This is a genomic window from Stenotrophomonas indicatrix (assembly GCF_002750975.1).
GTDB classification, from domain to species: Bacteria; Pseudomonadota; Gammaproteobacteria; order Xanthomonadales; family Xanthomonadaceae; genus Stenotrophomonas; species Stenotrophomonas indicatrix.
Window position 1 is genome coordinate 1,065,848 of the sequence record NZ_PEJS01000001.1, and the last position, 24,970, is coordinate 1,090,817.

The 24,970-nt window shown below is 66.8% G+C and carries 20 protein-coding genes; all 20 read right to left on the bottom strand.

The features are described 5' to 3' along the window. Positions 1–54: 54 nt before the first annotated feature. The 20 genes from dnaE to CR918_RS05055 all read right to left on the bottom strand — a co-directional run bounded on the left by dnaE (position 55) and on the right by CR918_RS05055 (position 24,970). Entirely contained in the window at positions 55–3,633 is a 3,579-nt protein-coding gene (dnaE, locus tag CR918_RS04960) for a DNA polymerase III subunit alpha (RefSeq protein ID WP_080149342.1), read from the bottom strand. Positions 3,634–3,848: 215 nt separating this feature from the next. Next, entirely contained in the window at positions 3,849–4,520 is a 672-nt protein-coding gene (locus CR918_RS04965; RefSeq protein ID WP_032975781.1) for a ribonuclease HII, read from the bottom strand. After that, a complete protein-coding gene (lpxB, locus tag CR918_RS04970) occupies positions 4,517–5,719 on the bottom strand; it encodes a lipid-A-disaccharide synthase (RefSeq protein ID WP_223482669.1) in 1,203 nt (400 codons plus the stop codon). The genes CR918_RS04965 and lpxB overlap by 4 nt, the downstream gene beginning before the upstream one ends. Before the next feature lie 53 nt (positions 5,720–5,772). Next, a complete protein-coding gene (lpxA, locus tag CR918_RS04975) occupies positions 5,773–6,564 on the bottom strand; it encodes an acyl-ACP--UDP-N-acetylglucosamine O-acyltransferase (protein WP_099783377.1) in 792 nt (263 codons plus the stop codon). Positions 6,565–6,583: 19 nt separating this feature from the next. After that, positions 6,584–7,039 carry a 3-hydroxyacyl-ACP dehydratase FabZ gene (gene fabZ, locus CR918_RS04980; RefSeq protein ID WP_025877675.1) on the bottom strand — a complete coding sequence of 152 codons (456 nt, stop codon included), beginning with the start codon at positions 7,037–7,039 and terminating at the stop codon, positions 6,584–6,586. Continuing rightward, on the bottom strand, positions 7,036–8,058 hold the full coding sequence (gene lpxD / locus CR918_RS04985; RefSeq protein WP_099842189.1) for a UDP-3-O-(3-hydroxymyristoyl)glucosamine N-acyltransferase: 1,023 nt from the start codon (positions 8,056–8,058) through the stop codon (positions 7,036–7,038). Before lpxD ends, fabZ begins: the two co-directional genes overlap by 4 nt. A 523-nt stretch (positions 8,059–8,581) precedes the next feature. Further along, on the bottom strand, positions 8,582–10,945 hold the full coding sequence (bamA, locus tag CR918_RS04990; protein ID WP_032975784.1) for an outer membrane protein assembly factor BamA: 2,364 nt from the start codon (positions 10,943–10,945) through the stop codon (positions 8,582–8,584). 74 nt (positions 10,946–11,019) lie between these two features. Next, positions 11,020–12,378: an RIP metalloprotease RseP gene (rseP, locus tag CR918_RS04995; RefSeq protein WP_025877670.1), complete on the bottom strand. Its 1,359-nt coding sequence runs from the start codon at positions 12,376–12,378 to the stop codon at positions 11,020–11,022. Between the two features lie 55 nt (positions 12,379–12,433). Beyond that, positions 12,434–13,624 (bottom strand): 1-deoxy-D-xylulose-5-phosphate reductoisomerase, encoded by a 1,191-nt coding sequence (locus CR918_RS05000; protein ID WP_099783381.1) that lies wholly within the window; start codon positions 13,622–13,624, stop codon positions 12,434–12,436. Positions 13,625–13,626: 2 nt separating this feature from the next. Next, complete coding sequence (locus CR918_RS05005) at positions 13,627–14,463, bottom strand: phosphatidate cytidylyltransferase (RefSeq protein WP_025877667.1); 837 nt, start codon at positions 14,461–14,463, stop codon at positions 13,627–13,629. After that, positions 14,460–15,227, bottom strand: a complete 768-nt coding sequence (uppS, locus tag CR918_RS05010; RefSeq protein ID WP_032975790.1) for a polyprenyl diphosphate synthase — start codon at positions 15,225–15,227, stop codon at positions 14,460–14,462. Before uppS ends, CR918_RS05005 begins: the two co-directional genes overlap by 4 nt. A gap of 5 nt (positions 15,228–15,232) precedes the next feature. After that, positions 15,233–15,787 carry a ribosome recycling factor gene (gene frr / locus CR918_RS05015; protein WP_025877664.1) on the bottom strand — a complete coding sequence of 185 codons (555 nt, stop codon included), beginning with the start codon at positions 15,785–15,787 and terminating at the stop codon, positions 15,233–15,235. A 97-nt stretch (positions 15,788–15,884) separates the two neighbouring features. Continuing rightward, on the bottom strand, positions 15,885–16,613 hold the full coding sequence (gene pyrH / locus CR918_RS05020; RefSeq protein WP_025877663.1) for a UMP kinase: 729 nt from the start codon (positions 16,611–16,613) through the stop codon (positions 15,885–15,887). A 119-nt stretch (positions 16,614–16,732) separates the two neighbouring features. Further along, positions 16,733–18,271, bottom strand: a complete 1,539-nt coding sequence (locus CR918_RS05025) for a sensor domain-containing diguanylate cyclase (RefSeq protein WP_099842190.1) — start codon at positions 18,269–18,271, stop codon at positions 16,733–16,735. 269 nt (positions 18,272–18,540) lie between these two features. Next, the gene (tsf, locus tag CR918_RS05030; protein ID WP_032975792.1) at positions 18,541–19,419 is read right to left on the bottom strand and encodes a translation elongation factor Ts; all 879 of its coding nucleotides are present in this window, start codon (positions 19,417–19,419) and stop codon (positions 18,541–18,543) included. A gap of 125 nt (positions 19,420–19,544) precedes the next feature. Beyond that, positions 19,545–20,348 carry a 30S ribosomal protein S2 gene (gene rpsB / locus CR918_RS05035; protein WP_025877657.1) on the bottom strand — a complete coding sequence of 268 codons (804 nt, stop codon included), beginning with the start codon at positions 20,346–20,348 and terminating at the stop codon, positions 19,545–19,547. 219 nt (positions 20,349–20,567) lie between these two features. Further along, entirely contained in the window at positions 20,568–21,272 is a 705-nt protein-coding gene (locus tag CR918_RS05040; RefSeq protein WP_099842191.1) for a fimbrial biogenesis chaperone, read from the bottom strand. Then, on the bottom strand, positions 21,272–21,451 hold the full coding sequence (locus CR918_RS05045; protein WP_223482177.1) for a hypothetical protein: 180 nt from the start codon (positions 21,449–21,451) through the stop codon (positions 21,272–21,274). Before CR918_RS05045 ends, CR918_RS05040 begins: the two co-directional genes overlap by 1 nt. A gap of 148 nt (positions 21,452–21,599) precedes the next feature. After that, positions 21,600–22,634, bottom strand: coding sequence for a Csu type fimbrial protein (locus tag CR918_RS05050; protein WP_099842193.1), 1,035 nt, complete (start codon positions 22,632–22,634; stop codon positions 21,600–21,602). After that, positions 22,631–24,970, bottom strand: coding sequence for a fimbria/pilus outer membrane usher protein (locus CR918_RS05055; protein WP_099842194.1), 2,340 nt, complete (start codon positions 24,968–24,970; stop codon positions 22,631–22,633). Before CR918_RS05055 ends, CR918_RS05050 begins: the two co-directional genes overlap by 4 nt.

The following is a 24,970-nucleotide window of genomic DNA, read 5'->3' on the forward strand; positions in this document are numbered from 1 at the left end:
GGCAATCGTCCTTGACGTATGCAGCGGGAAAGCGGAAACGGGGTGGGGCCAGCCTCAGCTGGCCCATGGCGGGCTGTAGCGCACCTTCAGCGTGCGCACGGCCGGTTCGGCGCGCAGCGCCTCCATCAGCTTGGAATCGACGCGCACCGCGCTCTGCCCGGAAACATCGAGCATGCCGGCGATGCCGCCATCGGGGCCCTTCAGCAGCAGGTCCAGGCGCAGGGGCGTGCGGCCGGGGCGATGGCGGTCGAGCAGGGCGTCGATGCGCTCCCACACCGGCCGCTGATGGCGCAGGTCCAGCCGCAGCGACAGGCGCGTGGCGTAGTTCGCACAGACCTCGTCGAAGTCCCAGCACTGGCGGATGCGCAGTGCGAAGCCGCCATTGAATTCGTCTTCGCGCAGGCCGCCCTTGACCACCAGGATACGATCCTTGGTCATCAGGTGGCCGAACTCGGCCATGGCATCGGAGAACGCGCTGCATTCGACGCGGCCACGGCCATCTTCCAGCTGGATGAAGATCTGGCTCTCGCCCTTGCGGCGCACGCCGACCACCTGGCCGGCAAGCACGGTCTGCACTTCCGGACGCCAGCGCTTCTCGCCGCCACCGCTGTTGCTGTTGGCACTCCAGATCTTTTCCACCGAGCCGAGGTCGGTACCGACCAGGTCGCGCACGTCATCGCGCCACGGGTCGAACGGGTGGCCGCTGAGGTAGAAGCCCAGCGTGTCGCGCTCACCGTTGAGGCGTTGCAGCAACGGCCATTCGTCGGTTTCCTGCAGCTCCAGGTGGATGGCCTGCACGCCCGGCTCGGGGCCGCCGAACAGCGAGTTCTGGCCGGACGCACGCTCGCGCGCCATCTGTTCGGTGGCCTTGATCACTTCCGGCAGCTGCAGCATCAGCGAGGCACGGTTGTGGCCCAGCTCATCCAGCGCACCGCAGTTGATCATTGCTTCCAGCGTGCGCCGGTTGAGCTTGGCCGAACCGATGCGGGTGCAGAAGTCGAGCAGGTCGGTGTAGTCGCCGCCGCGAAGGCGTTCCTCCACCACCGCTTCGCAGGCACCCTGGCCGACGCCCTTGATCGCCCCCAGGCCGTACTGGATCGTGTCCGGCGTGGACGCTTCAAACATGAAGGCGGACTGGTTCACCTTCGGCGGCAGCACGGTCAGGCCGAGGTTGCGTACCTCGTCCAGGAAGCCGACCACCTTTTCGGTGTTGTCCATGTCCGAAGACAGCGTCGCGGCCATGAACTCGGCCGGGTAATGGCGCTTGAGCCAGGCCGTCTGGTAACTCACCAGCGCGTAGGCGGCGGCGTGCGACTTGTTGAAGCCGTAGCCGGCGAACTTCTCCATCAGGTCGAAGATCGCATCGGCCTTCGCTTCGCCGACGCCGTCCTTGGCCGCACCTTCGCGGAAGATCTCGCGGTGCTTGGCCATTTCCGCCGGCACCTTCTTGCCCATCGCACGGCGCAGCAGGTCGGCGCCGCCCAGCGAGTAGCCGCCGACGATCTGCGCCATCTGCATCACCTGCTCCTGGTACACCATGATGCCGTAGGTGTCGCGCAGGATGCGCTCGGTGCGCGGATCGGGATACTCCACGTCTTCGCGCCCGTGCTTGCGGTCGACGAAGGAGGGAATCAGGTCCATCGGGCCGGGTCGGTACAGCGACACCAGCGCGATCAGGTCTTCGAAACGGTCGGGCTTGGCGTCCTTCAGCAGGCGGCGCATGCCCGAGGATTCGAACTGGAACACCGCGCCGGTATTGCCCGAGGCGAAGATGTCCTTGTAGGTGGGCGCATCGTCCAGCGGCAGCTGGGTGATGTCCACCGGCGGAATGCCGGCGCGCTCGTGGCGCTTGTTGATCGCCTTCACCGCCCAGTCGATGATCGTCAGCGTGCGCAGGCCGAGGAAGTCGAACTTCACCAGGCCGACTTCTTCAACGTCGTTCTTGTCGAACTGGGTGACCGGATTCTTGCCGCGGCCGTCTTCATCGTGTTCGGCGAACAGCGGGCAGAACTCGCTCAACGGCTCGGGCGCGATCACCACGCCACCGGCGTGCTTGCCGGCGTTGCGGGTCAGGTCCTCCAGCTGCCGTGCCAGGTCGATCAGGTCGCGGACGTCGTCCTCGCTCTGGTAGCGCTGGATCAGCTCGGGCGAAGCCATCTCGCTGTCCTTGCCCTCACCCATCGCATCCTTCAGCGAGATGCCGAGGATGTTCGGGATCAGCTTGGCGACGCCGTCGACCAGGCCGTAGGGGAAGCCGAGCACGCGGCCGGAGTCGCGCACCACCGCCTTGGCCGCCATCGTGCCGTAGGTGATGATCTGGCTGACCCGCTCGCGGCCATATTTGCGCGCAACGTAGTCGATCACTTCGTCGCGGCGGTCCATGCAGAAGTCGATGTCGAAGTCGGGCATCGACACGCGTTCGGGGTTGAGGAAGCGCTCGAACAGCAGGTTGTACGGCAGCGGGTCCAGATCGGTGATCTGCAGTGCCCACGCCACCAGCGAGCCCGCACCCGAACCACGGCCCGGGCCGATCGGAATGCCCTGCGCCTTGCCCCACTGGATGAAGTCGGCCACGATCAGGAAGTAGCCGGGGAAGCCCATCTTGATGATGGTGTCCAGCTCGAACTCGAGGCGGTCGCTGTAATCCTGCGCGGTCATGCCGGGCGCGATGGGATTCTTTTCCAGGCGTGCGGCCAGGCCCTTGCGCGACTCGCTGCGGATCCAGCTGTCCAGCGTCTCCTCGTCGGGCACCGGATAGTCGGGCAGGAAGTAGGTGCCCAAGCGCATCTCGATGTTGCAGCGCTCGGCCAGCGCCAGCGTGTTGTCGATCGCATCGGGGATGTCGGCGAACAGCGCGCACATCTCTTCGGCCGACTTCAGGTACTGCTGGTCGCTGTACTCGCGCGGGCGCTTGGGGTCATCCAGTACGCGGCCGGTGGAGATGCACACGCGGGCTTCGTGCGCGCTGAAATCGGACGGCGACAGGAAGCGTACGTCGTTGCTGGCGATCACCGGCAGGCCACGCTGGCCGGCGGCCATCAGCGCGAACTGGTTGAAGCTCTCTTCGCCATCGCGGCCGGTGCGGGTCAGCTCCAGGTGCAGGCCGTCGCCGAACACGCGCTGCCAGTCGGCCAGCTGCTGCTCGGCCAGATCGTGCTTGCCATCCAGGGCCAGGCGCCCGGCCAGACTCTCACGGCCGGCCAGGGCGAACAGGTTGGCGTTGCCGGCCTTCAGCCAGTCCGGATGCACCGCCACGCCGCCCTCGGGGCGATGGCCTTCCATCCATGCCCGGGTCAGCAGACGCGACAGGCTCAGGTAGCCCTCGCGGTCGCGGCACAGCAGGGTCATCCGCCACGGGTCCTGGCCTTCTTCGGCGATCATCACGTCGGCGCCGGCGATGGGCTTGATGCCCACGCCTTCGGCGGCCTTGTAGAACTTGACCAGGGCGAACAGGTTGTTGAGGTCGGTCACCGCCAGCGCAGGCAGGCCGAGTTCGACCGAGCGCGACAGCAGGTTGGCCTGCTTGGCCTTCTTCGGGTCAGCCTGGTCCGGCTTGGCCGGCACGCGGATGGTGGAGTCCGCCAGCGAGAACTCGGTGTGGACGTGGAGATGTACGAAGCGGGAGTTGGACATGCCGGACCAGGTTGGAGCGCGCAGGCCCCGGGTGCAGACGCGGGAATCGTCGCCGGGGTCGGGAAGCGCTGGAGTGCCCGGTCAGGGTAGCGAGGGCAGGGGGTTGCGACAAGGACTTGACGGTGCGCGATATCGCCAATGCCGCCGGGCATGGCACGGCGCTACCGGGGGCGTTCATGTTGCCGTGGTAGCGCAGGGCCATGCCCGGCGAACGTTCAGGCGATCGCGATGGCGGCCGCCCCAGCCGGCGGCGCCTCCAGGCACTCGCGCACCGGGGCGAAGCTGCGCCGGTGCTCCGCGCATGGGCCGTGTTCACGCAGGGCGGCCAGATGCGCCGGGGTGCCGTAGCCCTTGTGCTGGTCGAAGCCGTACTGCGGGTGGCGTGCGTGCAGGTCCAGCATGTAGCGGTCGCGCGAGACCTTGGCCAGGATCGAGGCCGCCATGATCGCGCGGTCGATGCCATCGCCGCCGACCAGCGCCTGCGCCGGCAGCACCAGCCCCTTGGGTACCACGTTGCCGTCGATGCGGGCGAAGCCGGCCACGTGGGCCACCGCCGCGACCACATCGCGCATGCCCTGCAGGGTGGCCTGATAGATGTTCAGGCGATCGATGGCTTCCACGTCCACCAGCACCACGTGCCAGGCCAGGGCGCGGTCGAGGATGCGGTCATGCAGCTGCTCGCGGCGGGCCGCGGTCAGCTGCTTGGAATCATCCAGGCCGTTCAGTCGTGGCCGCTGCGGGTCGAACACCACCGCTGCCACCGCGACGGGGCCGGCCAGCGGTCCGCGTCCGGCTTCGTCGACACCGGCGATGCGGTGGCCGGGGTCGATCACCGCGGCACCATCGAACAAGGCCAGGCTGGCGGCTGCGGCGTGGCGGCGGCTCATGCCTTTTCCTGGCCGCGCACCAGCAGCTCGCCAACGGCATCGGCTGCGCGCGCCGATGCATTGCGGCGCAGCCGTTCATGCAGGCGCGCGTAGGTGCCCTGCAGATCGGCGATCCGCTGCGGATGGTCGAACCATTGCTGGATGGCGGCGGCCAGTTTTTCCGGCGTGCAGTCGTGCTGCATCAGCTCTGGCGCCAGGTCCTGGCCGGCCAGGATGTTGGGCAGGGCGAAGCGGTCGACCTTGATCAACCCCAGCGCCTTCACCAGGCGGTACGTCAGTTCGTTGACCCGGTAGCCGACCACCATCGGGCGCTTCACCAGCATCGCCTCCAGGGTGGCGGTACCGGAGGCCAGCACCACCACGTCGGCGGCGATCATCGCATTGCGTGCCTGGCCGTCCAGTACATGCGAATAGGCCACCGGCAGCGCCGAGCGTGACAGCTGCTCTTCGATCAGGCGCCGGCAGGCCGCATTGGCCGCCGGCACCACCACGTGCAGGCCGGGAATGCGCTCGGATACCTGCCAGGCGGCCTCGAAGAAGGCTTCGCCGAGCTTGGATATCTCGCCCAGGCGGCTGCCGGGAAGCACGGCCAGCACCTTGGCCGAGGCGGGCAGGCCGAGCTCGATCCGGGCCGCTTCCCGGTCGACGTGCAGCGGGATGTCATCGGCCATCGGATGGCCGACGAAGCGCGCGTCGATGCCGTGTTTGGCGTAGATCGGCGGTTCCATCGGGAACAGGCACAGCACCAGGTCGGCGCTGCTGCCGATCTTCTCGGCACGCTTCTCGCGCCATGCCCACACCGAAGGGCTGACGTAGTGCACGGTGCGCACGCCACGCTGTTTCAGCCAGCGTTCGATGCCCAGATTGAAGTCCGGAGCGTCGATGCCGATGAACACATCCGGTTGCCACTCCAGCGCACGCTGGCGGAAGGCCGAACGCAGCTTGAGCAGCCGCGGCAGATGGCGCAGGACTTCGGTCAGGCCCATCACCGCCAGTTCGCTGGCATCGTGCCAGGTCTGGCAGCCGGCGCTGCGCATGGCATCGCCGCCGATGCCGGCGAATTCGGCATGCGGGAAGCGGGCCTTCAGTTCGCGCACCAGGCCTGCGCCGAGCAGGTCGCCGGAGGCTTCACCGGCGACCAGGGCGATCCGCAACGGGCGCTCGCTGAGCACCCGGTGTGCAGGCACGCTGCCGGCCATCGAGGCCAGCGAAATCACCTCGGCGCCGGCCGGCGCCTGGCCGGTCGCGCTGCTCATCGCAGCAGGTGCCTCTCGGTGTGCTCGATGAAGTCCAGCATCGACTTGACGTCGTCACTGTCGCGCGCCTGTTCGGCCAGCTGTGCCTTGGCTTCGGCCAGCGGCAGGCCCGCCACGTACAGCGTGCGGTAGGCACGCTTGATGGCGGTGATGCGTTCGGGATCGAAGCCGCGACGCTTCAGGCCCTCGCTGTTGATGCCGCGCGGGCGGCCCAGCGAGTCGGTGCCGACCATGGTGAACGGCGGGACGTCGCCATTGGTCAGCGCGCCCATGCCGAGGAAGGCATGTGCACCGATGCGGCAGAACTGGTGCGCACCAGCGAAGCCGCTGATGATCACGTAGTCACCCACGGTCACGTGCCCGGCCAGGGTGGTGTTGTTGGAGAACACGCAGAAGTTGCCGACGTGGCAATCGTGGGCCACGTGCGTGTAGGCCAGCATCCAGTTGTCATCGCCGATGGTGGTGATGCCACCGCCGCCGCCAGTGCCACGGTTGAGGGTGACGAACTCGCGGAACACGTTGCGGTCGCCGATCACCAGTTCGGTGCGTTCACCGCCGTACTTCTTGTCCTGCGGTTCGCCGCCGACCGCGACATGGCCGATGAAACGGTTGTCGCGGCCGATCCGGGTCGGGCCATGGATGCTGCAGTGCGGACCGACCTCGGTGCCGGCACCGATCTCGACGTCCGGCCCGATGATCGTGAACGCGCCCACGCGGACATCGTCGGCCAGGCGCGCCGACGGATCGATCACGGCAGTGGGGTGGATCAGGGGGGAGTTGTCGCTCATCTCGGACCTCCAGCCAGGGTCATTCGCGGGTGCCGGCGCACAGCACCTCGGCGCAGGCGACGACTTCGCCGTCGACCTTGGCCACACAGTCGTACACGGCCATGTTGCGGATCACGCGCTTGATCTCCACGTGCATCTCCAGCACGTCACCGGGCACCACCTGCTTGGTGAAGCGGGCCTTGTCGACCTTGACCATGTAGAACAGCTTGGACTGCGCATCGCGGCCCAGCGTCAACTGGGTCAGCACGCCGCCGGCCTGGGCCATGGCTTCGATGATCAGCACGCCGGGCATGATCGGCTGGCCCGGGAAGTGGCCCTGGAAGAACGGCTCGTTGATGCTGACGTTCTTGGTCGCGACGATCGTGCGCTTCTCGTAGTCGATCGACACCACCTTGTCCACCAGCAGGAACGGGTAGCGGTGCGGAAGCAGCGTCTGGATCTGCGCCATGTCCGGCAGGGTCTGGGTGTGGCTCATTCTTTCTCCTTGCTCACAGACAGGATGCGACGGGCCAGTGCATCGAGCTGCTTGAAGCGCGCGGCATTCTTGCGCCACGTGCGGTTGTCGGTCAGGGGCGTGCCGGAGGAATACTCGCCCGGCTCGGTGATGGAGTTGCGGACCACCGATTTGCCGGTGATCACGACCTTGTCGCAGATTTCAAGATGACCGACGACGCCAACGGCGCCGCCGAGCAGGCAGTAACGGCCGATCTTGGCGCTGCCGGCAATGCCGGTGCAGCCTGCGATGGCCGAGTGGGCGCCGATCTGCACGTTGTGTGCGATCTGCACCAGGTTGTCCAGGCGGACGTCCTCGGCCAGCACGGTGTCTTCCAGCGCGCCACGGTCGACACAGGTGTTGGCGCCGATCTCGCAGTCGTCGCCGATGCGCACGCCGCCAAGCTGCGGCACCTTGATCCATTTGCCAGCGTCCATGGCCAAGCCGAAGCCATCGGCGCCCAGCACGGCGCCGGGATGGATGCGCACGCGCTTGCCCAGCTTGACGCGGGTGACCAGGGTGACGCGGGCGATCAGTTCACAGCCGCTGTCGAGGGTGCAGTCTTCGCCGATGATGCTGCCGGCGCCGATGATGCAGTTCTCGCCGATGACGCTGCGTGCGCCGATGGTGACGAACGGACCGACGTGGGCGCTGGCGGCGACCTGCGCCTGCGGATCGATCACTGCGCTGGGATGGATGCCCGACGGGCGGGTCGGGGCGATGTCGAACAGCGCGCCGATCTTGGCAAAGGTGGTGTAAGGGTCCTTGGCAACCAGCGCGGTGCCGGGAGCCGCGTCGGCATCCTCGGCGCGCAGCACTACGATGCCGGCCTGGCTGTCGGCCAGCTGGGCGCGGTAGCGCGGATTGGCAAGGAAGGTCAGCTGGCCGGCACCGGCATGGGCGAGGGTGGCCACGCCATGGATGGCGGTGCCTGGGTCGCCATGGACCTGCAGGCCGAACTGATCGGCGAGTTGCTGGGCGGTGTAGGTAGGAGTATTCACGGCGGGAGTTTAACGTGTGACGCCATTGCGGTCATGCGGGAGCGGTTCTGCGGCCAACGGCGGGGCCCCTCGTGGCTGGCAGAGTGAGGCCCGAGGCCCGAGGGCCGGGTCGGACGGGTGGGGCCCGCGAGGGACGGCGCAAGTACGTCCCTGTAGCCTTGGTCGCCGCATCCATGCGGCTCACACCCTCGCGGGCCCCACCCATCCGCCCTTCGACGGTCTGGCGCGAGTGCCAGCCACGGAAAAACAGAAAAAATCAAAAGCAGTTCGGCTGCCGCGCCCGCGCGGGCGCCCGAAAACAAAAACGCCGGGCAGAGCCCGGCGATTCGTACCCCGTCTGGTGGAGAGCCGCCCTTTGTTAAGGGGGGCGCGCCGCTGGGAATCGCAGGAGCGATTCCCAACGTTGCTATGCAACGGCCCGAAGGGCGCATGCCATGGATGGCATGCGTAGCGGCGCGGGGCATAGGGAGCAGGATAGGCCCCGCGGTTTGCATCGCAAACCGTGGGAACGTTTGGGGGCCAGTTAGAACTGGCCACCAAACGTAAATTGCAGACGTTCGATCTCGTCGCCGTCCTTCTTCTTCAGCGGGAACGCATAGCTGATCGAGATCGGGCCGACCGGGGCGCGCCACAGCAGGGCTACACCAGTGGAGACGCGCAGCTCGTTGGCCTTGAAGTTGTCGGTGCCGTTGTAGACGTTGCCGAAGTCGACGAAGGCCGACACACGGGCCGACGGGCTGTCGAACAGGCGCGGGAAGTAGGCTTCGACCGAACCGACGGTCTTCAGCGAACCACCCAGCGGCTGGCCGTTCGGGTAGCCGTTGGTGACTTCGCGCGGGCCGAGGGTGTTGTCCTCGAAGCCACGAACCGAGTTGGTACCACCGGCGTAGAAGTTCTCGTAGAACGGCAGGCCCGACGCGGTGACGGTGCGGGTGGTGCCGTCGCCGTTGTCGATCACGCGGGTCTTGTCGTTGCCGTAGGCATCGCCGTAGCCGATTTCGGCGCGGGTGTTGATCACCAGCGAGGGGATGATCGGCCAGTACTTGCTGATCTGGTAGTTCAGCTTGTAGTACTCGATGGTCGAACCCGGCAGGGTGGTTTCCAGGCCCACGCGCTGGTAGGTACCGCGGGTCGGCATGAAGTAGTCGTTGCGCGAGTCGCGGGCCCAACCCAGCTCGGTGCGCCACGCATGGAAGGTGCGGCTGCCGACGGCATCGATGTAATCGATGATCGACTTCGGGGTCGAGCCCGCGTACGTGGTGATCTGGTTGCTGTCGATGCCGAACATCAGCGAGACGGTGTCGGTCTCGGTAATCGGCACGCCGAATACCACCTGCGCCGAACCGTTGGTGCTGTTGTACTGCGCGGTGTTGAAGTCGGAGTAGTCCAGTTCGCGCCAGGACAGGTTGTAACCCAGCGAGACGCCGTCATCGGTGAAGTACGGGTTGGTGTAGCTGAAGCCGTAGCGCTGCAGGTAGCTGCTACGCGAAGCTTCGACCGACACGCGGTTGCCGCCGCCCAGGAAGTTGTTCTGCGACAGCTGCACCGAGGTGGTCATGCCGTAGGACTGCGAATAGCCCAGGCCGAACACGAAGCTGCCCGAGGTGGTTTCCTTGACGTTGTAGACGACGTCGACCTGGTCGTTGCTGCCGCTGACGGGCGGGGTTTCCACTTCCACCGCCTCGAAGTAACCCAGGCGCTGCAGGCGGATCTTGGAACGGTCGATCGCGGCCTGCGAGTACCAGCTGTTCTCGAACTGGCGCATTTCGCGGCGCATCACCTCGTCGGAGGTGCGGGTATTGCCCTTGAAGATGATGCGGCGGACGGTCACGCGCGGGCCCGGCACGACCTGCATGTTGACCGCCACGGTCTGCTCGGCGCGGTTGGTGGTCGGAATCGGGTTCACCTTGGCGAAGGCATAACCGATGTTGGACAGCGAGTTGGTGATCGAGTCGGAGCTGAATTCCAGCAGCGCACGCGAGAACGTGTCGCCGGATTTCTGCACGACCATGCGCTCGACGTCTTCCTGCGGCAGGATCGTATCGCCGCTGACCTTGATCTCGGAGATCTTGTACTGGTCACCTTCGGTCACGCCGGCGGTGATGAACATGTCGCGCTTGTCGGGGCTGATCGACACCTGCGTCGAGTCGATGCTGAAGTCGACATAGCCGCGGTCCAGGTACCAGGAGTTGAGCTTCTCCAGGTCGCCGGACAGCTTTTCCTTGGAGTACTGGTCGTCACGGCGGTACCACGACGCCCAGTTGTGCTCCTTGGACTCCCAGTATTCCAGGATGTCCTTGCTGTCGTACTTCTCGGTGCCGACGATGTTGACGTGGCGGATCTTGGCCGCCTTGCCTTCCTTGATCGCGATGGCGATGTCGACGCGATTACGGTCCAGCGGGCTCACGGTCGGGGTGATGTCGACGGTGTATTTGCCACGATCGTTGTACTGGCGGCGAAGTTCCTGGGTCACGCGATCCAGGCTCAGGCGATCGAAGGTGCCGCCTTCGGTCAGGCCGATGTCGGACAGACCCTTGAGCAGCTGGTCGGACTTGATGTCCTTGTTGCCGGTGACGGTCAGCTTGTTGATCGCCGGACGTTCCTTGACGGTCACCACCAGGATGCTGCCCTGGCGATCCAGCTGCACGTCTTCGAAGAAGCCGGTCTTGTACAGGGCGCGGATGGTCTCGCCGACCTTGCTGTCGGTGACCGTCTCGCCACGCTCGACCGGCAGGTAGGTGAACACCGTACCGGAGCTGATGCGCTGCAGGCCGTCGACGCGGATGTCGCTGACAGTGAAGGGCTCGGCTGCCTGGGCCAGGGCGGGAGCGCCGGTGACGGCGGCGAGGGCGAGGGCCAGCAGGCGGCGATTGGGGAGTCGCGTCATGTCACGTCCGGTAGGAAGGTCGATTTCATTGGTAAGGGATGCCGACGCTGTAGACGGCAAAAACATGGAAAAGTTCATCGCGGGACCAGGCCGAGGATGTCGTTGTAGAACGCCAATCCCATCAGCCCGGCCAGCAACGCCAGGCCGATGTATTGGCCGGCGGCGACGGCACGCTCGCTCAGCGGGCTGCCCTTGACCAACTCGATAAGGTAATACAGCAGGTGGCCGCCGTCCAAGATGGGGATCGGCAGCAGGTTGATGATGCACAGGCTCAGCGACAGCAGGGCGAGGAACTGGATGAACCAATCCACGCCACGTTTGGCCGAAATATTGGCGACCCGGGCAATGGTGACCGGGCCGGAAACGTTCTGCAGCGAGGCTTTGCCGGTCACGATCCGGCCCATCATGGCCAATGAATCGGCGGCCATCCTGCCGGTTTCGCGCACCGCGACCGTGACCGACTGCAGCGGGCCGAACTTGAGCAGGGTGTCGTAGGCGGGGCTGTAGCTCTGGGCAAAGCCGGCGCCGATCTGCCAGATGGGCTGGCCCTTGCCGTCCTTGCCCTGACGCGGGGTGATCTCCAGCGCCAGGCGCTCGCCACCACGCAGCACCTCGATCATCGCCGGGCCACCCCGGCGGCCGAGGCTGCCCACTTCGCTGATGGCCTGCTCGACGCTGTCGATGCGCTGGCCGTCGATCGCCACGATCAGATCGCCGGCCTGCAGGTGACCCTCTGCAGCCGAACCCTTCACGATGTTGTCCACCAGCGGTGGCTGCAGCCACGCACGCCAGTACACCCCGGCCAGGATCGGAACCCGGCGTTCATCGAAACCAGCCGGCAGCTGCGACAGCGGCAGGGTGCGCGAGCGCAGCTGGTCTGCTGGGTCGAGCACCTCCAGGGTCACATCGCGACGGTCCATCGCCGCGGCGGTCAGGGCCATGCTGGCCTCACCCAGGGTGATCACATCGCGGCCGTCCACGCGCAGCAGGCGGTCACCACTGCCGAGCCCGGCCGTGGCGGCCATGCCGGTAGCGCGGCCGACGGTTGCCGAATAGTCCTGCTTGCCGATCACGAACATCGCCCACAGCAGCAGGATGCACAGCAGCAGGTTGGCGATCGGGCCGGCCGCGACGATGGCGATGCGCTGCCACACGGTCTTGTGGTTGAAGGCCTGGCCGCGCTCGTGCGGATGGACCTCGACTTCGCGTTCGTCGAGGAATTTCACATAGCCGCCCAGCGGGATGGCGGCAATGGCGAACTCGGTGCCATGGCGGTCGCGGCGCGACCACAGCGGACGGCCGAAGCCCACCGAGAAGCGCAGCACCTTGACCCCGCACAGGCGCCCGACCCAGTAATGCCCGAATTCGTGGAAGGTGACCAGCAGCCCAAGGCTGACGATCATCCACCAGACCGATCCGATGAAGTCAGTCATGCAGGTTCACATTGGCGGACACGGGCGGCGGCGTCATACGGGATGGGTGCGCTGTTCAGGTGGCGGCGATGGCGTTCAGGGTCAGCTGGCGGGCCCGCTGGTCGGCGGACAACAGAACCTCAAGTGTATCGGCTGGTTCGGTCGGCAGTGTTGAAAGAGCGTTAGCAACCAGCGTCGGAATGGTCAGGAAGCCTATGCGGCCCTGAAGAAACGCTGAAACAGCCTCTTCGTTGGCGGCGTTCAGCACCGCCGGAGCGGTGCCACCGGCGCGCATCGCTTGCCACGCCAAGGCCAGGCAGGGGAAGGCGTCGGTATCGGGAGCCTCGAAATCCAGCCGGCCCTGGGCGAGCAGGTCCAGCCCGGACACGCCCGATTCGATCCGTTGCGGCCAGCCCAGGCCTACGGCCAGGGTGGTGCGCATGTCCGGCAGGCCCATCTGCGCCAGCGTGGAGCCGTCAACGAACTCCACCAGCGAATGCACCAGGCTCTGCGGATGCACCAGCACCTCGATGCGTTCGCCGGGGACGCCGAACAGGTGGTGGGCCTCGATGACCTCCAGGCCTTTGTTCATCAACGTCGCCGAATCGACCGAGATCTTCGGCCCCATCGACCACTTCGGATGCGCCACGGCCTGGGCCGGGGTGACCTGCTGCAGTTCGGCGCGGCTGCGCCCGCGGAATGGGCCACCCGAGGCGGTCAGCAGGATGCGGCGCACGCCGGCACCGTCGAGGCTGGCATCACGTGAGCGCAGGCACTGGAAGATCGCGCTGTGCTCGCTGTCGATCGGGATGATCTCGGCGCCGGCACGTTCGGCGGTACGGGTCAGCAGTTCGCCGGCCAGTACCAGCGATTCCTTGTTGGCCAGCAGGATGCGCTTGCCGGCCGCAGCGGCGGCCAGGGTCGAGGACAGGCCGGCGGCGCCGACGATCGCGGCAACCACGGTGTCGCAGGCGTCGCTGGCCGCCAGCTGGTCCAGCGCGGCATGGCCGGCGTGGGCCTGGGTGGCCAGGCCGGCTTCGCGCAGGCCGTCGCGCAGTTCGGCATACAGGGTTTCATCGGCGATCACCGCATGCGCGGGCCGGTGCTGCCGGCACAGGGCCAGCAGCGCCTGTACCTGGCGGCCGGCGGCAAGCACGGTGGCCTGGTACCGCAGCGGATGGCGGGCGATCACGTCAAGCGTGGAGGCACCAATCGAGCCGGTGGCGCCGAATACGGCGACCCGGCGCAGGTCTGCAGCAGCTTCCATGGTCAGAACCCGAAGATTTCCTTGCCCAGTGCGAACACCGGGATGGCCGCCAGCACGCCGTCGACGCGGTCGAGCACGCCGCCGTGGCCGGGGATCAGGTGGCCTGAATCCTTGGCGCCGGCATGGCGCTTGATCAGGCTTTCGAACAGGTCGCCCAGTACCGAGGCGAATACGGCCACCACCGAGGTAACCAGCAGGCCGGGCAGGTGCGCGGCATCGATGCCGGCCAGCCAGCCCAGGCCGACGGCCACCGCAACGCCGGCGATCAGCCCGCCGACGAGGCCTTCCCAGGTCTTGTTAGGGCTGATCCGCGGTGCCAGCTTGTGCTTGCCGAAGTGACGGCCAGCGAAGTAGGCGCCCGAATCAGCGGCCCAGACCAGTGCCAGCGCGGCCAGCAGCCACAGGTGGCCCTGATGGCCGGGCGGGTCGCCGCCGGCATGGATCAGCACCAGCGCAGCCCACGCCGGCACGATGGCCAGGGTGCCGGCCAGCAGCTTGAGGATGCGCGCCGGACTGCCAGGCTGCGCGCCGAAGTTGAAGAAGCGCAGCCACACCAGCGCGCCCAGCCACCACGCCACGCCCACCAGGGTCGCGATCTGGAACAGCACAAGGGTGCCGGCATCGGCCCACACCAGCAGCACCATCAGCACCAGGTTGAGGACCAGCAGCACGGTGCGGGCGAGGGTGTCTTCGACGTCGGCCAGCTTCAGCCATTCCCACAGGCCGATCAGCAGCACGGCAGCGGCGGCGGCGGCCAGCCATTGCGTGGGCAGCAACAGGATCGCGGCAATGGCGACCGGCGCCATGATCAGCGCGGCGAGGACTCGGGTCTTGGTCATGGGCTGGACGTCTCGGTGGCCAGGGCGGCGATCTGGGCGCTGGTCAGGCCGAAGCGGCGCTCACGGCTGGCGTAGGCATCCAGCGCGAGCTGCAGCTGCGCGGCATCGAAATCCGGCCACAGCGCTTCGGTGAACCACAGCTCGGTATACGCCAGCTGCCACAGCAGGAAATTGCTGATGCGGGTATCGCCGCCGGTGCGGATGAACAGGTCCGGTGGCGGCAGGTCGGCCAGGGCCACCTGTCGCCCCAGCAGGGATTCGTCGATCTGCTCGGGAAGCAGGCGGCCGGCTGCAACTTCAACAGCCAGTGCGCGTGCGGCACGGGCGATGTCCTGACGGCCACCATAGCTGGCGGCGATCGACAGGGTCAGTGTGCTGTTGTCGGCGGTGCGCTGTTCGGCCAGCTGCATGCGGCTGACCAGGGCAGCACCGAAGCGCTCGCGTTCGCCGATGAAGCGCACGCGCACGCCGCGCCGATGCAGCTCGTCCACTTCGCGGTCGAGCGCGCCGAGGAACAGCTTCATCAACGCATCGACTTCTTCCTGCGGCCGGCCCCAGTTCTCGCTGGAGAACGCGAACAGGGTCAGCGCCGGAATGCCCAGTTCCAGGCAGCGCTCGATGGTGCGGTTTACCGCGCGCGCGCCGGCTCGATGGCCGATCACGCGGGGGCGACGGCGCTGCTGTGCCCAACGCCCGTTGCCATCCATGATGATGGCGACGTGGCGCGGGAGGGCGGCCGGCAGGGGAGGCGGGACTGAAGGCATCGACTTCAGACCGACATCAGTTCCTTTTCCTTGTCGGCGACGACCTTGTCGATATCCTTGATGTTGGCATCGGTCAACTTCTGGATATCGTCTTCGCCGCGCTTCTTGTCGTCTTCGCTGATCGCCTTGTCCTTCAGCAGCTTGGCGATTTCCTTGTTCGCATCCTGGCGGATGTTGCGCACGGCGATCTTGGCGCCTTCGCCTTCCTTCTGTACCTGCTTGGCCAGTTCCTTGCGGCGCTCTTCGGTCGGCGGCGGCAGGTTGACGCGGATCGAGGTGCCGATGGTGTTCGGGGTCAGCTCGATGTTGTACAGGCCCTTCTCGATCTCCTTGATCATGCTCTTGTCGAAGGGCGTGACCAGCAGGGAGTGGGCGTCGGCGTTGGAGACGGACGCTACCTGGTTCAGCGGCGTGCTGGCGTTGCCGTAAGCATTGACCGTGACACGGTCCAGCAGGGCCGGCGTTGCGCGGCCGGTGCGGATCGAAGTGAGGGTGTGCTTAAGAGCGTCGATGCTCTTGGCCATGCGCGTCTGCGCGTTGTTCTTGATGTCGTTGAGCATCGCCAGGGTCCTGGATGTAACTGGAATCGGGCGATTATAGGCGAATACGGGACGCCGCCGGGCCTGAATCGGCCCGGAGATCGCCTTGCGCTCAGCCTCAGGCCGGATCGCGGCCCTGGACGAGGGTGCCGATGTTCTCGCCGTGCAGGATCTTCAGCAGCTCGCCCGGCTGGCCCATGTCGAACACGCGCATCGGCAGGTCGCTGTCGCGGGCCAGGGCGAAGGCGGCGGTATCCATCACTTCCAGGCCACGGCGGATCACTTCGTCGTAGCTCAGGCTGTCGAAGCGGACAGCGTCGCTGTACTTGTTCGGATCCTTGTCGTACACGCCATCGACCTTGGTTGCCTTCAGCAGCAGGTCGGCGCCGATCTCGATCGCGCGCAGGGCGGCGCCCGAGTCGGTGGTGAAGAACGGGCTGCCGACGCCTGCGGCGAAGATCACCAGGCGGCCCTTTTCCAGGTGGCGGATGGCGCGGCGGCGGATGTAGTCCTCGCACACGTCGTTGATCTTGATCGCGCTCATCACGCGGGCCTTTGCGCCCACTTTTTCCAGCGCATCCTGCATGGCCAGCGCGTTGATGACCGTGGCCAGCATACCCATCTGGTCGCCGGTGACGCGGTCCATGCCGCCAGCGGCCAGGCCTGCACCGCGGAAGATGTTGCCACCACCGATGACCAGGGCGACTTCGGCGCCGGCCTGCTGGGCCTCGACGACTTCACGGGCCAGGCGGTTGATGATCTTGGGGTCGATGCCGTAGTCCTCATCTCCCATCAGCGCCTCCCCGGAAAGTTTCAACAGGATGCGGCGATAGGCGAGCTTGGACATAGGGACCTCGGGTGCGTGGAAATCGCGGGCGATTCTACGCGCAAGCGGCGCGCGGCCAAAGCGTTTTGTGCACTGCGGCGCAAAATACCGGTGTGCCCCGTGCATCCGGGGCGCACCATTCAGCCCAGCTCGGCGCCAGCGGTGGCAGACAGTTCATCATGCCCCAGTTCGCCGGGAGAGCGTGCGATGACCCGGTTGCGACCCAGGTTCTTGGAGCGGTAGAGCACGTCATCGGCGGCGCGCAGCAGGTCCTGCACGCCGGCAAAGCGCTCGTAGCCGCCCTGGGTGGCCACGCCGGCCGAGAAGGTGATGAACAGCGGGCCACCTTCCAGTTCCGCCATCGGGGTGGCGACGATGTTCGCCAGTACCCGGCGGATCACGTCCAGGGCCACCGATTCACTGGTATTGGGCAGCAGCGCGACGAACTCCTCGCCGCCGAAGCGGGCCACGGTGTCGCTGTTGCGCAGCTGTCCCTGCAGCTTGCCGGCAAAGGCGCGCAGCACCTCGTCGCCGGTCAGGTGGCCGTGCGCATCGTTGATCTTCTTGAAATCGTCCAGGTCGATGAAGGCCACCGACAACGGCCAGCCATGGCGGCCGGCGCGCAGGAATTCCTGTTCCAGCACGGCTTCGAGCTGGCGGCGGTTGAGGACGCCGGTCAACGCGTCGCGATGGGCCTGGTCGGCCAGGCGCTTGGCGCGGGCCTCGAATTCATCGGCGCGGCGGCGGGCCTGGTCGGCATCCTGCAGTTCGCGCAGGTTGCGCAGGGTGGCCAGTTCCTGGGCGTGGTCGATCAGTTCACGCACGCGTGCCGGCGAGTTCAGGCCGTTCTCGAACAGGCTGGCGATGTCCGGCAGCGCTTCGCTGATCCGCGCCAGCACCTGGTCGAAGCGGGCGCTGTCCATCTGCAGGCGGTCGTGGACCTGCTGCAGGGCGCGTTCGCGTGCGCCATCGGCGTCTTCATCCAGCCAGATGTCGGCGACCGCGCCAGACAGCTGTACGCAGGCCTGGAACGGATTTTCGGCGGTGCCTTCGTCTTCGCTGTGGCGGATGCTGTCCACCAGGTAGCGCGGCAGGCCCCACTCCTCGGCCACCCATGCACCGACGTCGGCGTGGCTGCAGCCGAGTTCCTGGCGCTCGCGCGCGATCAGGTCGGGGTTGTCGCGCGCTTCGCACAGCAAGGGCAGGTAGCGTTCGGATTCGGCCTGGGCCAGGCACAGCACGCCCATGTCCTGCAGCAGTCCGGCCAGCATCAGCTCCTCCAGCCTGCGCAGGCCGCGCGCTTGGCCGAGCTGGCTGGCCGCCAGCGCGCTGAGGATGCTGCGCTTCCAGGCGCGTTGGCGCAGGTCGTGGTCGGCGCCGCCTTTGCCGGTCAGGCCCTGGGTGACAGTGAAGCCCAGGGCGAGGCTGATCGTAGCGTTGAGCCCGAGCATGGTCAGCGCCTGGCCGAGGTTCTCGATCCGGCGCCGGCTGGCATACAGCGGTGAATTGGCGATACGCAGCATGCGCGCACTCAGCGCCATGTCGATGGCGATGATGTCCGCAGCGGTAGCGATGTCCGCCTCCGGGTCCTGGGCCAGTTCGATGATGCGCAGGGCAATACCGGGCGGCGAGGGGAGGTTGCGGCAAAGCGCCAGTGCAGCTGTCAGCTCGGGAGGCATGTCGGGTCGTTCAATTCCATTAGGACAAGAATACCTAGGAATGCATCACAGTCTGCGAATTTCGTTCCTGTTATGTGACTGCAGGTTCCCTGTGCCGAGTATCGGCTTGATTCGCGTGCAACGCAAAGGTGTCGGTGTGCGCACCAACGGTGCGCACCCACAGATTCGGCCACCCACAGGTGAAGGGCACCCACAGGCCCACCGGCATAAAAAAAGAGCCGCGGTTTCCCGCGGCTCCTTCTGGTTTCATTACAGCCGTGAGGCTGGAATCAGACCTGCATCGCCTTGGCAACTTCGGCGGCGTAGTCTTCCACCACCTTCTCGATGCCTTCGCCAACGACCAGCAGCTGGAAGCCAGCCACGTCGGCGCCGGCGGCCTTGACCACCTGCTCGACGGTCTTGTCGCCGTCCAGGACGTAGCTCTGGCCGTACAGGGTCACTTCGCTGACGATCTTGTTGATCTTGCCGCTGATGATCTTTTCCAGGATGTCGGCCGGCTTGGACTTGTCCTTCTCGGACATCTTGGCCAGTTCGATTTCCTTTTCCTTTTCCACGAACTCGGCCGGCACATCGGCAGCCTTGTTGTGCGGCGGCTTCAGCGCGGCCACGTGCATGGCCAGGCCGCGAGCCAGTTCGGCGTCGCCGCCGATCAGGTCGACCAGCACGCCGACCTTGCCGTTGGTGTGGACGTAGGAACCGACGTTGCCGGTGGTGTCCAGCTTGACCAGGCGACGGATCTGGATGTTCTCACCCAGGGTCTGCACGGCGGTCGCGCGGGTTTCTTCGACGGTCTGGCCGGTCGGCAGGGTGGCCGACTTCAGGGCTTCCACGTCGGCGGCGCCCGATGCCAGTGCAGCGGCAGCGACGGAATCGACGAAGTTCTTGAAGTTGATGTCGTTGGCGACGAAGTCGGTTTCCGAGTTGATCTCGACCAGCACGGCCTTGCCGCCGTCCTGGGCCAGGCCCAGACGACCTTCGGCGGCCACGCGGTCAGCCTTCTTGTCGGCCTTGGCAGCGCCGGACTTGCGCAGCGCTTCAGCAGCGGCGTCGATGTTGCCGCCGGCCTCGGTGAGCGCCTTCTTGCATTCCATCATGCCGGCGCCAGTGCGCTCGCGCAGTTCCTTGACCAGGGAAGCAGTGATTTCCACGGGATTACCTCACGAAAGAAAGGGGTTGGGCCGGCATGGTGGCCGGCCCGTGTGACAGTTTCCTGTCGTCGCGCCATCGGCAGCGGACAGGAAAGGTGGGCGCGTGGCGCCCACCGGGGCCTGGATCAGGCCTGGGCTTCGCCCTTGTCGGCAGCAGCCTTCTTGGCCGGAGCGCGGCGAGCCGGCTTGCCTTCTTCGGCCGGAGCGTCGGCGAACTCTTCTTCACGGACGGTGGCAGCGTGCGGTGCAGCAGCCTTGCCTTCCAGCACGGCGTCAGCAGCGGCGCGTGCGTACAGCTGCACGGCACGGATGGCGTCGTCGTTGCCCGGGATCGCGTAATCCACCAGCTCCGGGTTGTAGTTGGTATCGACGACGGCGATCACCGGGATGCCGAGCTTCTTGGCTTCCTTGATGGCGATGTCTTCGTGGCCGATGTCGATGACGAAGATCGCGTCCGGCAGACGGTTCATGTCCTTGATGCCGCCCAGCGAGGCTTCCAGCTTGTCGCGCTCGCGACGCAGGCCCAGCACTTCGTGCTTGACCAGCTTCTCGAAGGTGCCGTCGGATTCACCGGCTTCCAGTTCCTTCAGGCGGGCAACCGACTGCTTGACGGTACGGAAGTTGGTCAGGGTGCCGCCCAGCCAGCGCTGGTTCATGAACGGCATGCCGCAACGCTCGGCTTCTTCGCGGATCGACTCACGCGCGCTGCGCTTGGTGCCCAGGAACAGGATGGTGCCGCGCTTCTGGGCAACCGACGAGATGAAGTTCATCGCGTCGTTGAACAGCGGGACGGTCTTTTCCAGGTTGATGATGTGGATCTTGCCGCGGGCGCCGAAGATGTACGGAGCCATTTTCGGGTTCCAGTAGCGGGTCTGGTGGCCGAAGTGGACGCCGGCTTCCAGCATCTGACGCATGGTGACCTGGGGCATTGCAGAACTCCTGATGGGGAACCGGCGATTCCGCCCGCGGGATAGGTATGCGGGACGCGTGGAAGCGCTGAAGGTTCCGGGGTTGGGCTTCCCTGTTGCCTCCGTGGCCGAACTCCTTGCGGAGCACCCCGGCACGGATGGGGGCAGCAGGTGTGGATTCACCGGTGACGTCCGGTGTGGACGGTGTCCCGCGCACGGGGCGGCAGGACATCCGGGCAATTATAGCCCGCTTGGCTGGCTCGCTGCAATTGCGGGTGCCCGCGCCGCCAGGATCACCTCTGTGCCGTCCTGCAGGCGGGCATGGAACCTGCCGCCTGCATAGCCATCGGCGCGCGGCGGCAACTGCCACTGGCGCTGGCGCGCCGCCAGCACGTAGCCGGCAAGGTCGGGCAGCAGCAGGCTGCGCTGGCCGCCAGCCGTCTCATAGGCAAGGTCGCTCAAGCGCGCGTGCCGGGTGCCATTGTTCAACAGTCTCAGCATGAATTGCGACCCGTTGACCACCAGCTCTGGCTGCAGGCAGGGGGACGCTGGGCCGACCGGTTCGCTGCGGAACAGGGGCAGTGAATAGCGCGGCATGGCCGGTTCTGCCGGTGCCAGGATGATACGGAATGCCTGTTCAGCGGCCACAGGCGCGGACGACGCCGGCAGCAACCACACGCGCTGGCGGGCGCCGGCCGGCAGGTCCAGCAAGGTCGGACTGGCCAGCACCTGCCCGCTGCGTTGCAGGTGTTCGGCATCCTGTTGCTGGTCCCACGCCCAGATCTGCACCTGGCCGCGCCAATGCCCGGGGCCAGGATTGTGCAGCCACAGCTCGGTCCGCCCCTGCGCAGCCGGCAGGTGCAGGGTGGTCGGCACCAGTTCCAGCGCCTGCGCCTGCGCGGCAATGGGCAGCACCGCGGCCAGCAGAAGCAGTAGCCGGCGCATCAGTAGTAAGTGGTGGGCGGTTCGGGCAGCGAATGCCCCTGTTCGTCCTGTGCTGGCGGGGCCAGTTCACGGACCTGGGGCGGCAGGTGACCGCCGTCGCTGTGCTGCTGTGGCACCGGGCAACGTGGGCCGCCCTCCGTGCCGACGCAGCCTTCAACCACGGTCAGGCGGATCTGCATTGGGACGGGCGCCGGCTCGGCCCACGCTGTCGTGCTGGCGATGGCCATCACTCCGATCAGTACTGCCCGAACCACCTGCGATCCACCGTGTTGTCGACTTGATGCGCGGTATCGGCCGACAGGGGGGATTCTGTAGAGCGGGCTCCCCTCAGTAGGTGATCGTCACCTGCACCAGGTCGTTGTAGGTGCCCGCCGGAGGCTGTCCGGCAACGGGAGGCACACGCCCGAATATGTTCAGTGTCTGCGCGCTGCCAGTGCCGACGCCGCTGAAGGTGTCCACGGTGAGCGTATTGCCCCAGCGCTGGCTGCGCGCAGCGTCCCGGTACAGCTCGTAGGTCAGGTAATAGCTGTTGCCGCCGATGGTGGTGCGCATGCGCCGGGTGGTGGTAAGGGCCGGGTTGTTCTGACCGTTGTTCAGGCCGACCTGGTAGGCGGTGCGCTTGAGGCAGGTCAGGGTGAGGGTGGCGGTCTGGTCGATGTTGGCGGGAATGCCGCCGGTGACGTTGCCGAAATTCATTGTGGTGGTGAGGTAGCTGCCGCATTGCGGCAGCACGGTGGCAGTGGCATTGAAGGTGAAGGCATTGCTGGCGGTGTTGGTGCCGGTAGCGCCGCCATTGCAGGTGGCCGGTACGGTGGCGGTGCCCAGCAGCACCTCGTTCCAGGCCCAGGTGAGCACCACGTTGGCCCCGGTGAAGGTGCTGCTGTAGTTGCCGGAGGCCAGCACCTGGTTGGCCGGGATCTGAGCGAACAACTGCGTGCTACGGCTGCCGGAGCCGCCGATCAGCGGCACGTTGTAGGTCATCGTCAGCTCCTGTGCGGGAGGTGTGCCGCGCGGTGCCAGGCCGGTGACTTCGCTGTAGTTGGCGACGTTGTAGATCTGGAAATTGAGCGGATCACTGCTGCCGTTGACCATTGTCCGCCACGGCGAAGTACTGGTGCCGCCGGTGCCATTACCCAGGCCGATGCAGACGCGGATGCCGGTGGTGGCGATCAGGCTGAGTGCGGCGGTGGAGCAGTTCACGGTGATGTTCAAGGTGCCGGTGGTGGCGCCTGCCGCACCGCTGCTGACGTTGCCGAAGGGCAGCAGCGCGTCGGCGGTGGCGGTGCAGGTCGCGGCCGCGCGTGTCGGTGCACTGGCGATCAGGCCGGCCAGAAGCAGCAGGCCGAGCAGCATCCTCCTCATGGCGCCACCTCCGGCACGCATTGCAGCGGGGCCGGGCGCGCGCTGGCCCCGACGGCGACCACCTGCGGTGCCGGCACGCGGACCCGGCACTGGCCACCGCTGCTGGTGATGTACAGCACGCTGCCGGGTGCAACGTCCTCCAGGTACAGCAGGCCGTCGTAGCCGACGGTGGCCTGGCGGCCATCGGGCAGCTGCACTTCGCTGCCCACCTCCAGCGGTTGCCCCCGCATGTCCTGCAGGATCAGCCGCAATGACACGCGCGAACGCAGGTTGAAGGTCAGGCCGGTGCCGGCGCGCTGGCGGGGTGTCACCCAGTCCTCGATGCGATCAGCGCGCATGTCCGCCGGCAGGTCCAGGGTGTCGATGGAGACGCGGTTGCGCTGCCAGGACAGCAGCGGGCTGATCAGCAGCAGGCCACGCTCGTCGGTGGCACCGATCAGGCGGTTCTCAAGCCGCACCGGCACACCGCCAACGCCATTCGTGCTGACCACGGCGAAGGCATCGGCGACTTCGCGGGCGGCGAAGGTGTGCCCGGCCATCCACACCAGGCTGCCGCTGGCGCTGCCATAGGCGTAGTTGAGGCCCGCCTGGCGGGAGGCACCGAAGGCGTAGCGGCCGACATCGTTGAGGATGCCGACTTCGGCCAGGCCGCCGCTGCCGCCGTCGCCGTGGCGGACCTGCGCGCGCCAACCGATACCGCCTGCGCTGCCGTCGCCCGGGACCGGCTGGGTGACATCGGCGACCCAGCTCTGGCGGTCGCCATTGCGCTGGCTGGACAGGCTGGCCTGGCGGTTGTTGCCCAGGCTTGCGGTCAGCGACAGGTAGACGCTGCGGTCATCACTGTCGTCCAGGTTCTGGTTGACCGACAGGTAGGCCGACCAGCGCGGGCTCCAGCTGCGTGACCAGAACAGGCTGGCATAACGGTTGTCATCGCCATCGGGGTAGCGCAGGCGAAGGTAACTGGCGCTGAGGGTGCCCAGGCGCAACAGGTCCAGGCCGACCGTGGCCTGCTCGCTGATGCTAGGCGGCAGGTTGGCCTGCAGCGCGCCCAGGTCGCGGTAGTCGCCGTGGCTGCGCACGCTGCGCAGGTTGAAATTGAAGCGCCGGTTGTTCCAGCTGTACCCCAGCGCCCACTGTCCACCCTGCAGGCCCTGGTAGCGGCTGTGGGCATAGGCGGCATTGAGCACGCCGGCGCCGCCCAGCAGCCACCAGCCACCCACGCCGGCCTGGGCCAGGCCGCCGCCGCCCTCGGCATGTGCTTCGCCGGTGAATGTGTCGCTGACGCCGCCGCGCCAGCTGGCGCTTGCCACGGTACGGTCGTCGTAGGCGAAGGAGCGTTCGCCGAACTGCTCGCGCAGCTGGCCGACGCCGAGCGACCAGTCCGACAGGCCCTTGGCCAGCAGCTGCTGGGTGCCGTAGAAGCTGAAATCCAGGGTCTGCATGCGGCCGAAGGCATCGGTAACCACCACCTGCGCGCTGCCGGTGCCGCTGATGCCCGGTTGCGCCGCCAGCTGGAACGGCCCGACCGGTACCTGGCCGCTGTACTGGCGCAGGCCATCGACATACAGCTCAACCGTGGATGGCACCACCGCCTGGCCGAGGAAGGCCGGAGTCGGGGTAAGAACGCGATACGGCTGCAGCCCGTAATTGCGACCGATCTGGATGCCGCCCAGGCGTACCGGCCGGCTCCAGTCGACAAACCCGCTGTAGAAATCGCCCACCTCCAAAGTCAGCGCCTTGTCCGGGAAGTCCAGCGTCCAGCGCGTATCGAGGCGTACGCTTTCGCTGCGCCAGTGGCGGTCGCCGGTCTGGTAGCGACGGCTGACGGCGGTGTTCTCGAAGGTGCCGGTACCGATGCCGAACACTCGCAGTTCAGAGCTCAGGGTAAGGTTGCCGAGGCTGTCGACACGGCTGCCGTACAGGTCGTAATTGAGCAGGACGCCGGGCGAGGCGCTGCCGCGGGAAGCGCGGACCTGCGGGCGGCTGAGCACGGTCGTGGGCAGGGTCAACTGGTCCAGTGGTACGTCCAGCGCGAGGGTCTGCAGGTGCGCGTCATAGCGCACCACCGCACCGCTGATCTGGTCGAGGTATACCGGGGCAGCGCCGCTGGCGTTGAAGCCAAGCTGGCGCAGGATCTCGGGGCTGGCCTGCAGGCGGCCACGGTTGTCGGTGAAGGGCAGCAGGCCGCGCGGCGTGCTGTTGAGGGTCACGTCCAGGTACAGCGTCTGGTTGGCCGTGAGTGGGGTTGGTGGCGGCAGCAGGGCATCGGCGGAGACCCCGGAGACATCGGCTGCATGAGCCGCCGGGGACAGGGCCGCACCGAGCGCTGCGCTCAT

What these genes read in the sequence shown, in the direction of transcription:
- dnaE (WP_080149342.1), bottom strand. Translation starts at nt 3,633, where the DNA reads ATGTCCAACTCCCGCTTCGTACATCTCCACGTCCACACCGAGTTCTCG.
- CR918_RS04965 (WP_032975781.1), bottom strand. Translation starts at nt 4,520, where the DNA reads ATGAGCCGCCGCCACGCCGCAGCCGCCAGCCTGGCCTTGTTCGATGGT.
- lpxB (WP_223482669.1), bottom strand. Translation starts at nt 5,719, where the DNA reads ATGGCCGGCAGCGTGCCTGCACACCGGGTGCTCAGCGAGCGCCCGTTG.
- lpxA (WP_099783377.1), bottom strand. Translation starts at nt 6,564, where the DNA reads ATGAGCGACAACTCCCCCCTGATCCACCCCACTGCCGTGATCGATCCG.
- fabZ (WP_025877675.1), bottom strand. Translation starts at nt 7,039, where the DNA reads ATGAGCCACACCCAGACCCTGCCGGACATGGCGCAGATCCAGACGCTG.
- bamA (WP_032975784.1), bottom strand. Translation starts at nt 10,945, where the DNA reads ATGACGCGACTCCCCAATCGCCGCCTGCTGGCCCTCGCCCTCGCCGCC.
- rseP (WP_025877670.1), bottom strand. Translation starts at nt 12,378, where the DNA reads ATGACTGACTTCATCGGATCGGTCTGGTGGATGATCGTCAGCCTTGGG.
- CR918_RS05000 (WP_099783381.1), bottom strand. Translation starts at nt 13,624, where the DNA reads ATGGAAGCTGCTGCAGACCTGCGCCGGGTCGCCGTATTCGGCGCCACC.
- CR918_RS05005 (WP_025877667.1), bottom strand. Translation starts at nt 14,463, where the DNA reads ATGACCAAGACCCGAGTCCTCGCCGCGCTGATCATGGCGCCGGTCGCC.
- uppS (WP_032975790.1), bottom strand. Translation starts at nt 15,227, where the DNA reads ATGCCTTCAGTCCCGCCTCCCCTGCCGGCCGCCCTCCCGCGCCACGTC.
- frr (WP_025877664.1), bottom strand. Translation starts at nt 15,787, where the DNA reads ATGCTCAACGACATCAAGAACAACGCGCAGACGCGCATGGCCAAGAGC.
- pyrH (WP_025877663.1), bottom strand. Translation starts at nt 16,613, where the DNA reads ATGTCCAAGCTCGCCTATCGCCGCATCCTGTTGAAACTTTCCGGGGAG.
- CR918_RS05025 (WP_099842190.1), bottom strand. Translation starts at nt 18,271, where the DNA reads ATGCCTCCCGAGCTGACAGCTGCACTGGCGCTTTGCCGCAACCTCCCC.
- rpsB (WP_025877657.1), bottom strand. Translation starts at nt 20,348, where the DNA reads ATGCCCCAGGTCACCATGCGTCAGATGCTGGAAGCCGGCGTCCACTTC.
- CR918_RS05040 (WP_099842191.1), bottom strand. Translation starts at nt 21,272, where the DNA reads ATGCGCCGGCTACTGCTTCTGCTGGCCGCGGTGCTGCCCATTGCCGCG.
- CR918_RS05045 (WP_223482177.1), bottom strand. Translation starts at nt 21,451, where the DNA reads ATGCAGATCCGCCTGACCGTGGTTGAAGGCTGCGTCGGCACGGAGGGC.
- CR918_RS05050 (WP_099842193.1), bottom strand. Translation starts at nt 22,634, where the DNA reads ATGAGGAGGATGCTGCTCGGCCTGCTGCTTCTGGCCGGCCTGATCGCC.
- CR918_RS05055 (WP_099842194.1), bottom strand. Translation starts at nt 24,970, where the DNA reads ATGAGCGCAGCGCTCGGTGCGGCCCTGTCCCCGGCGGCTCATGCAGCC.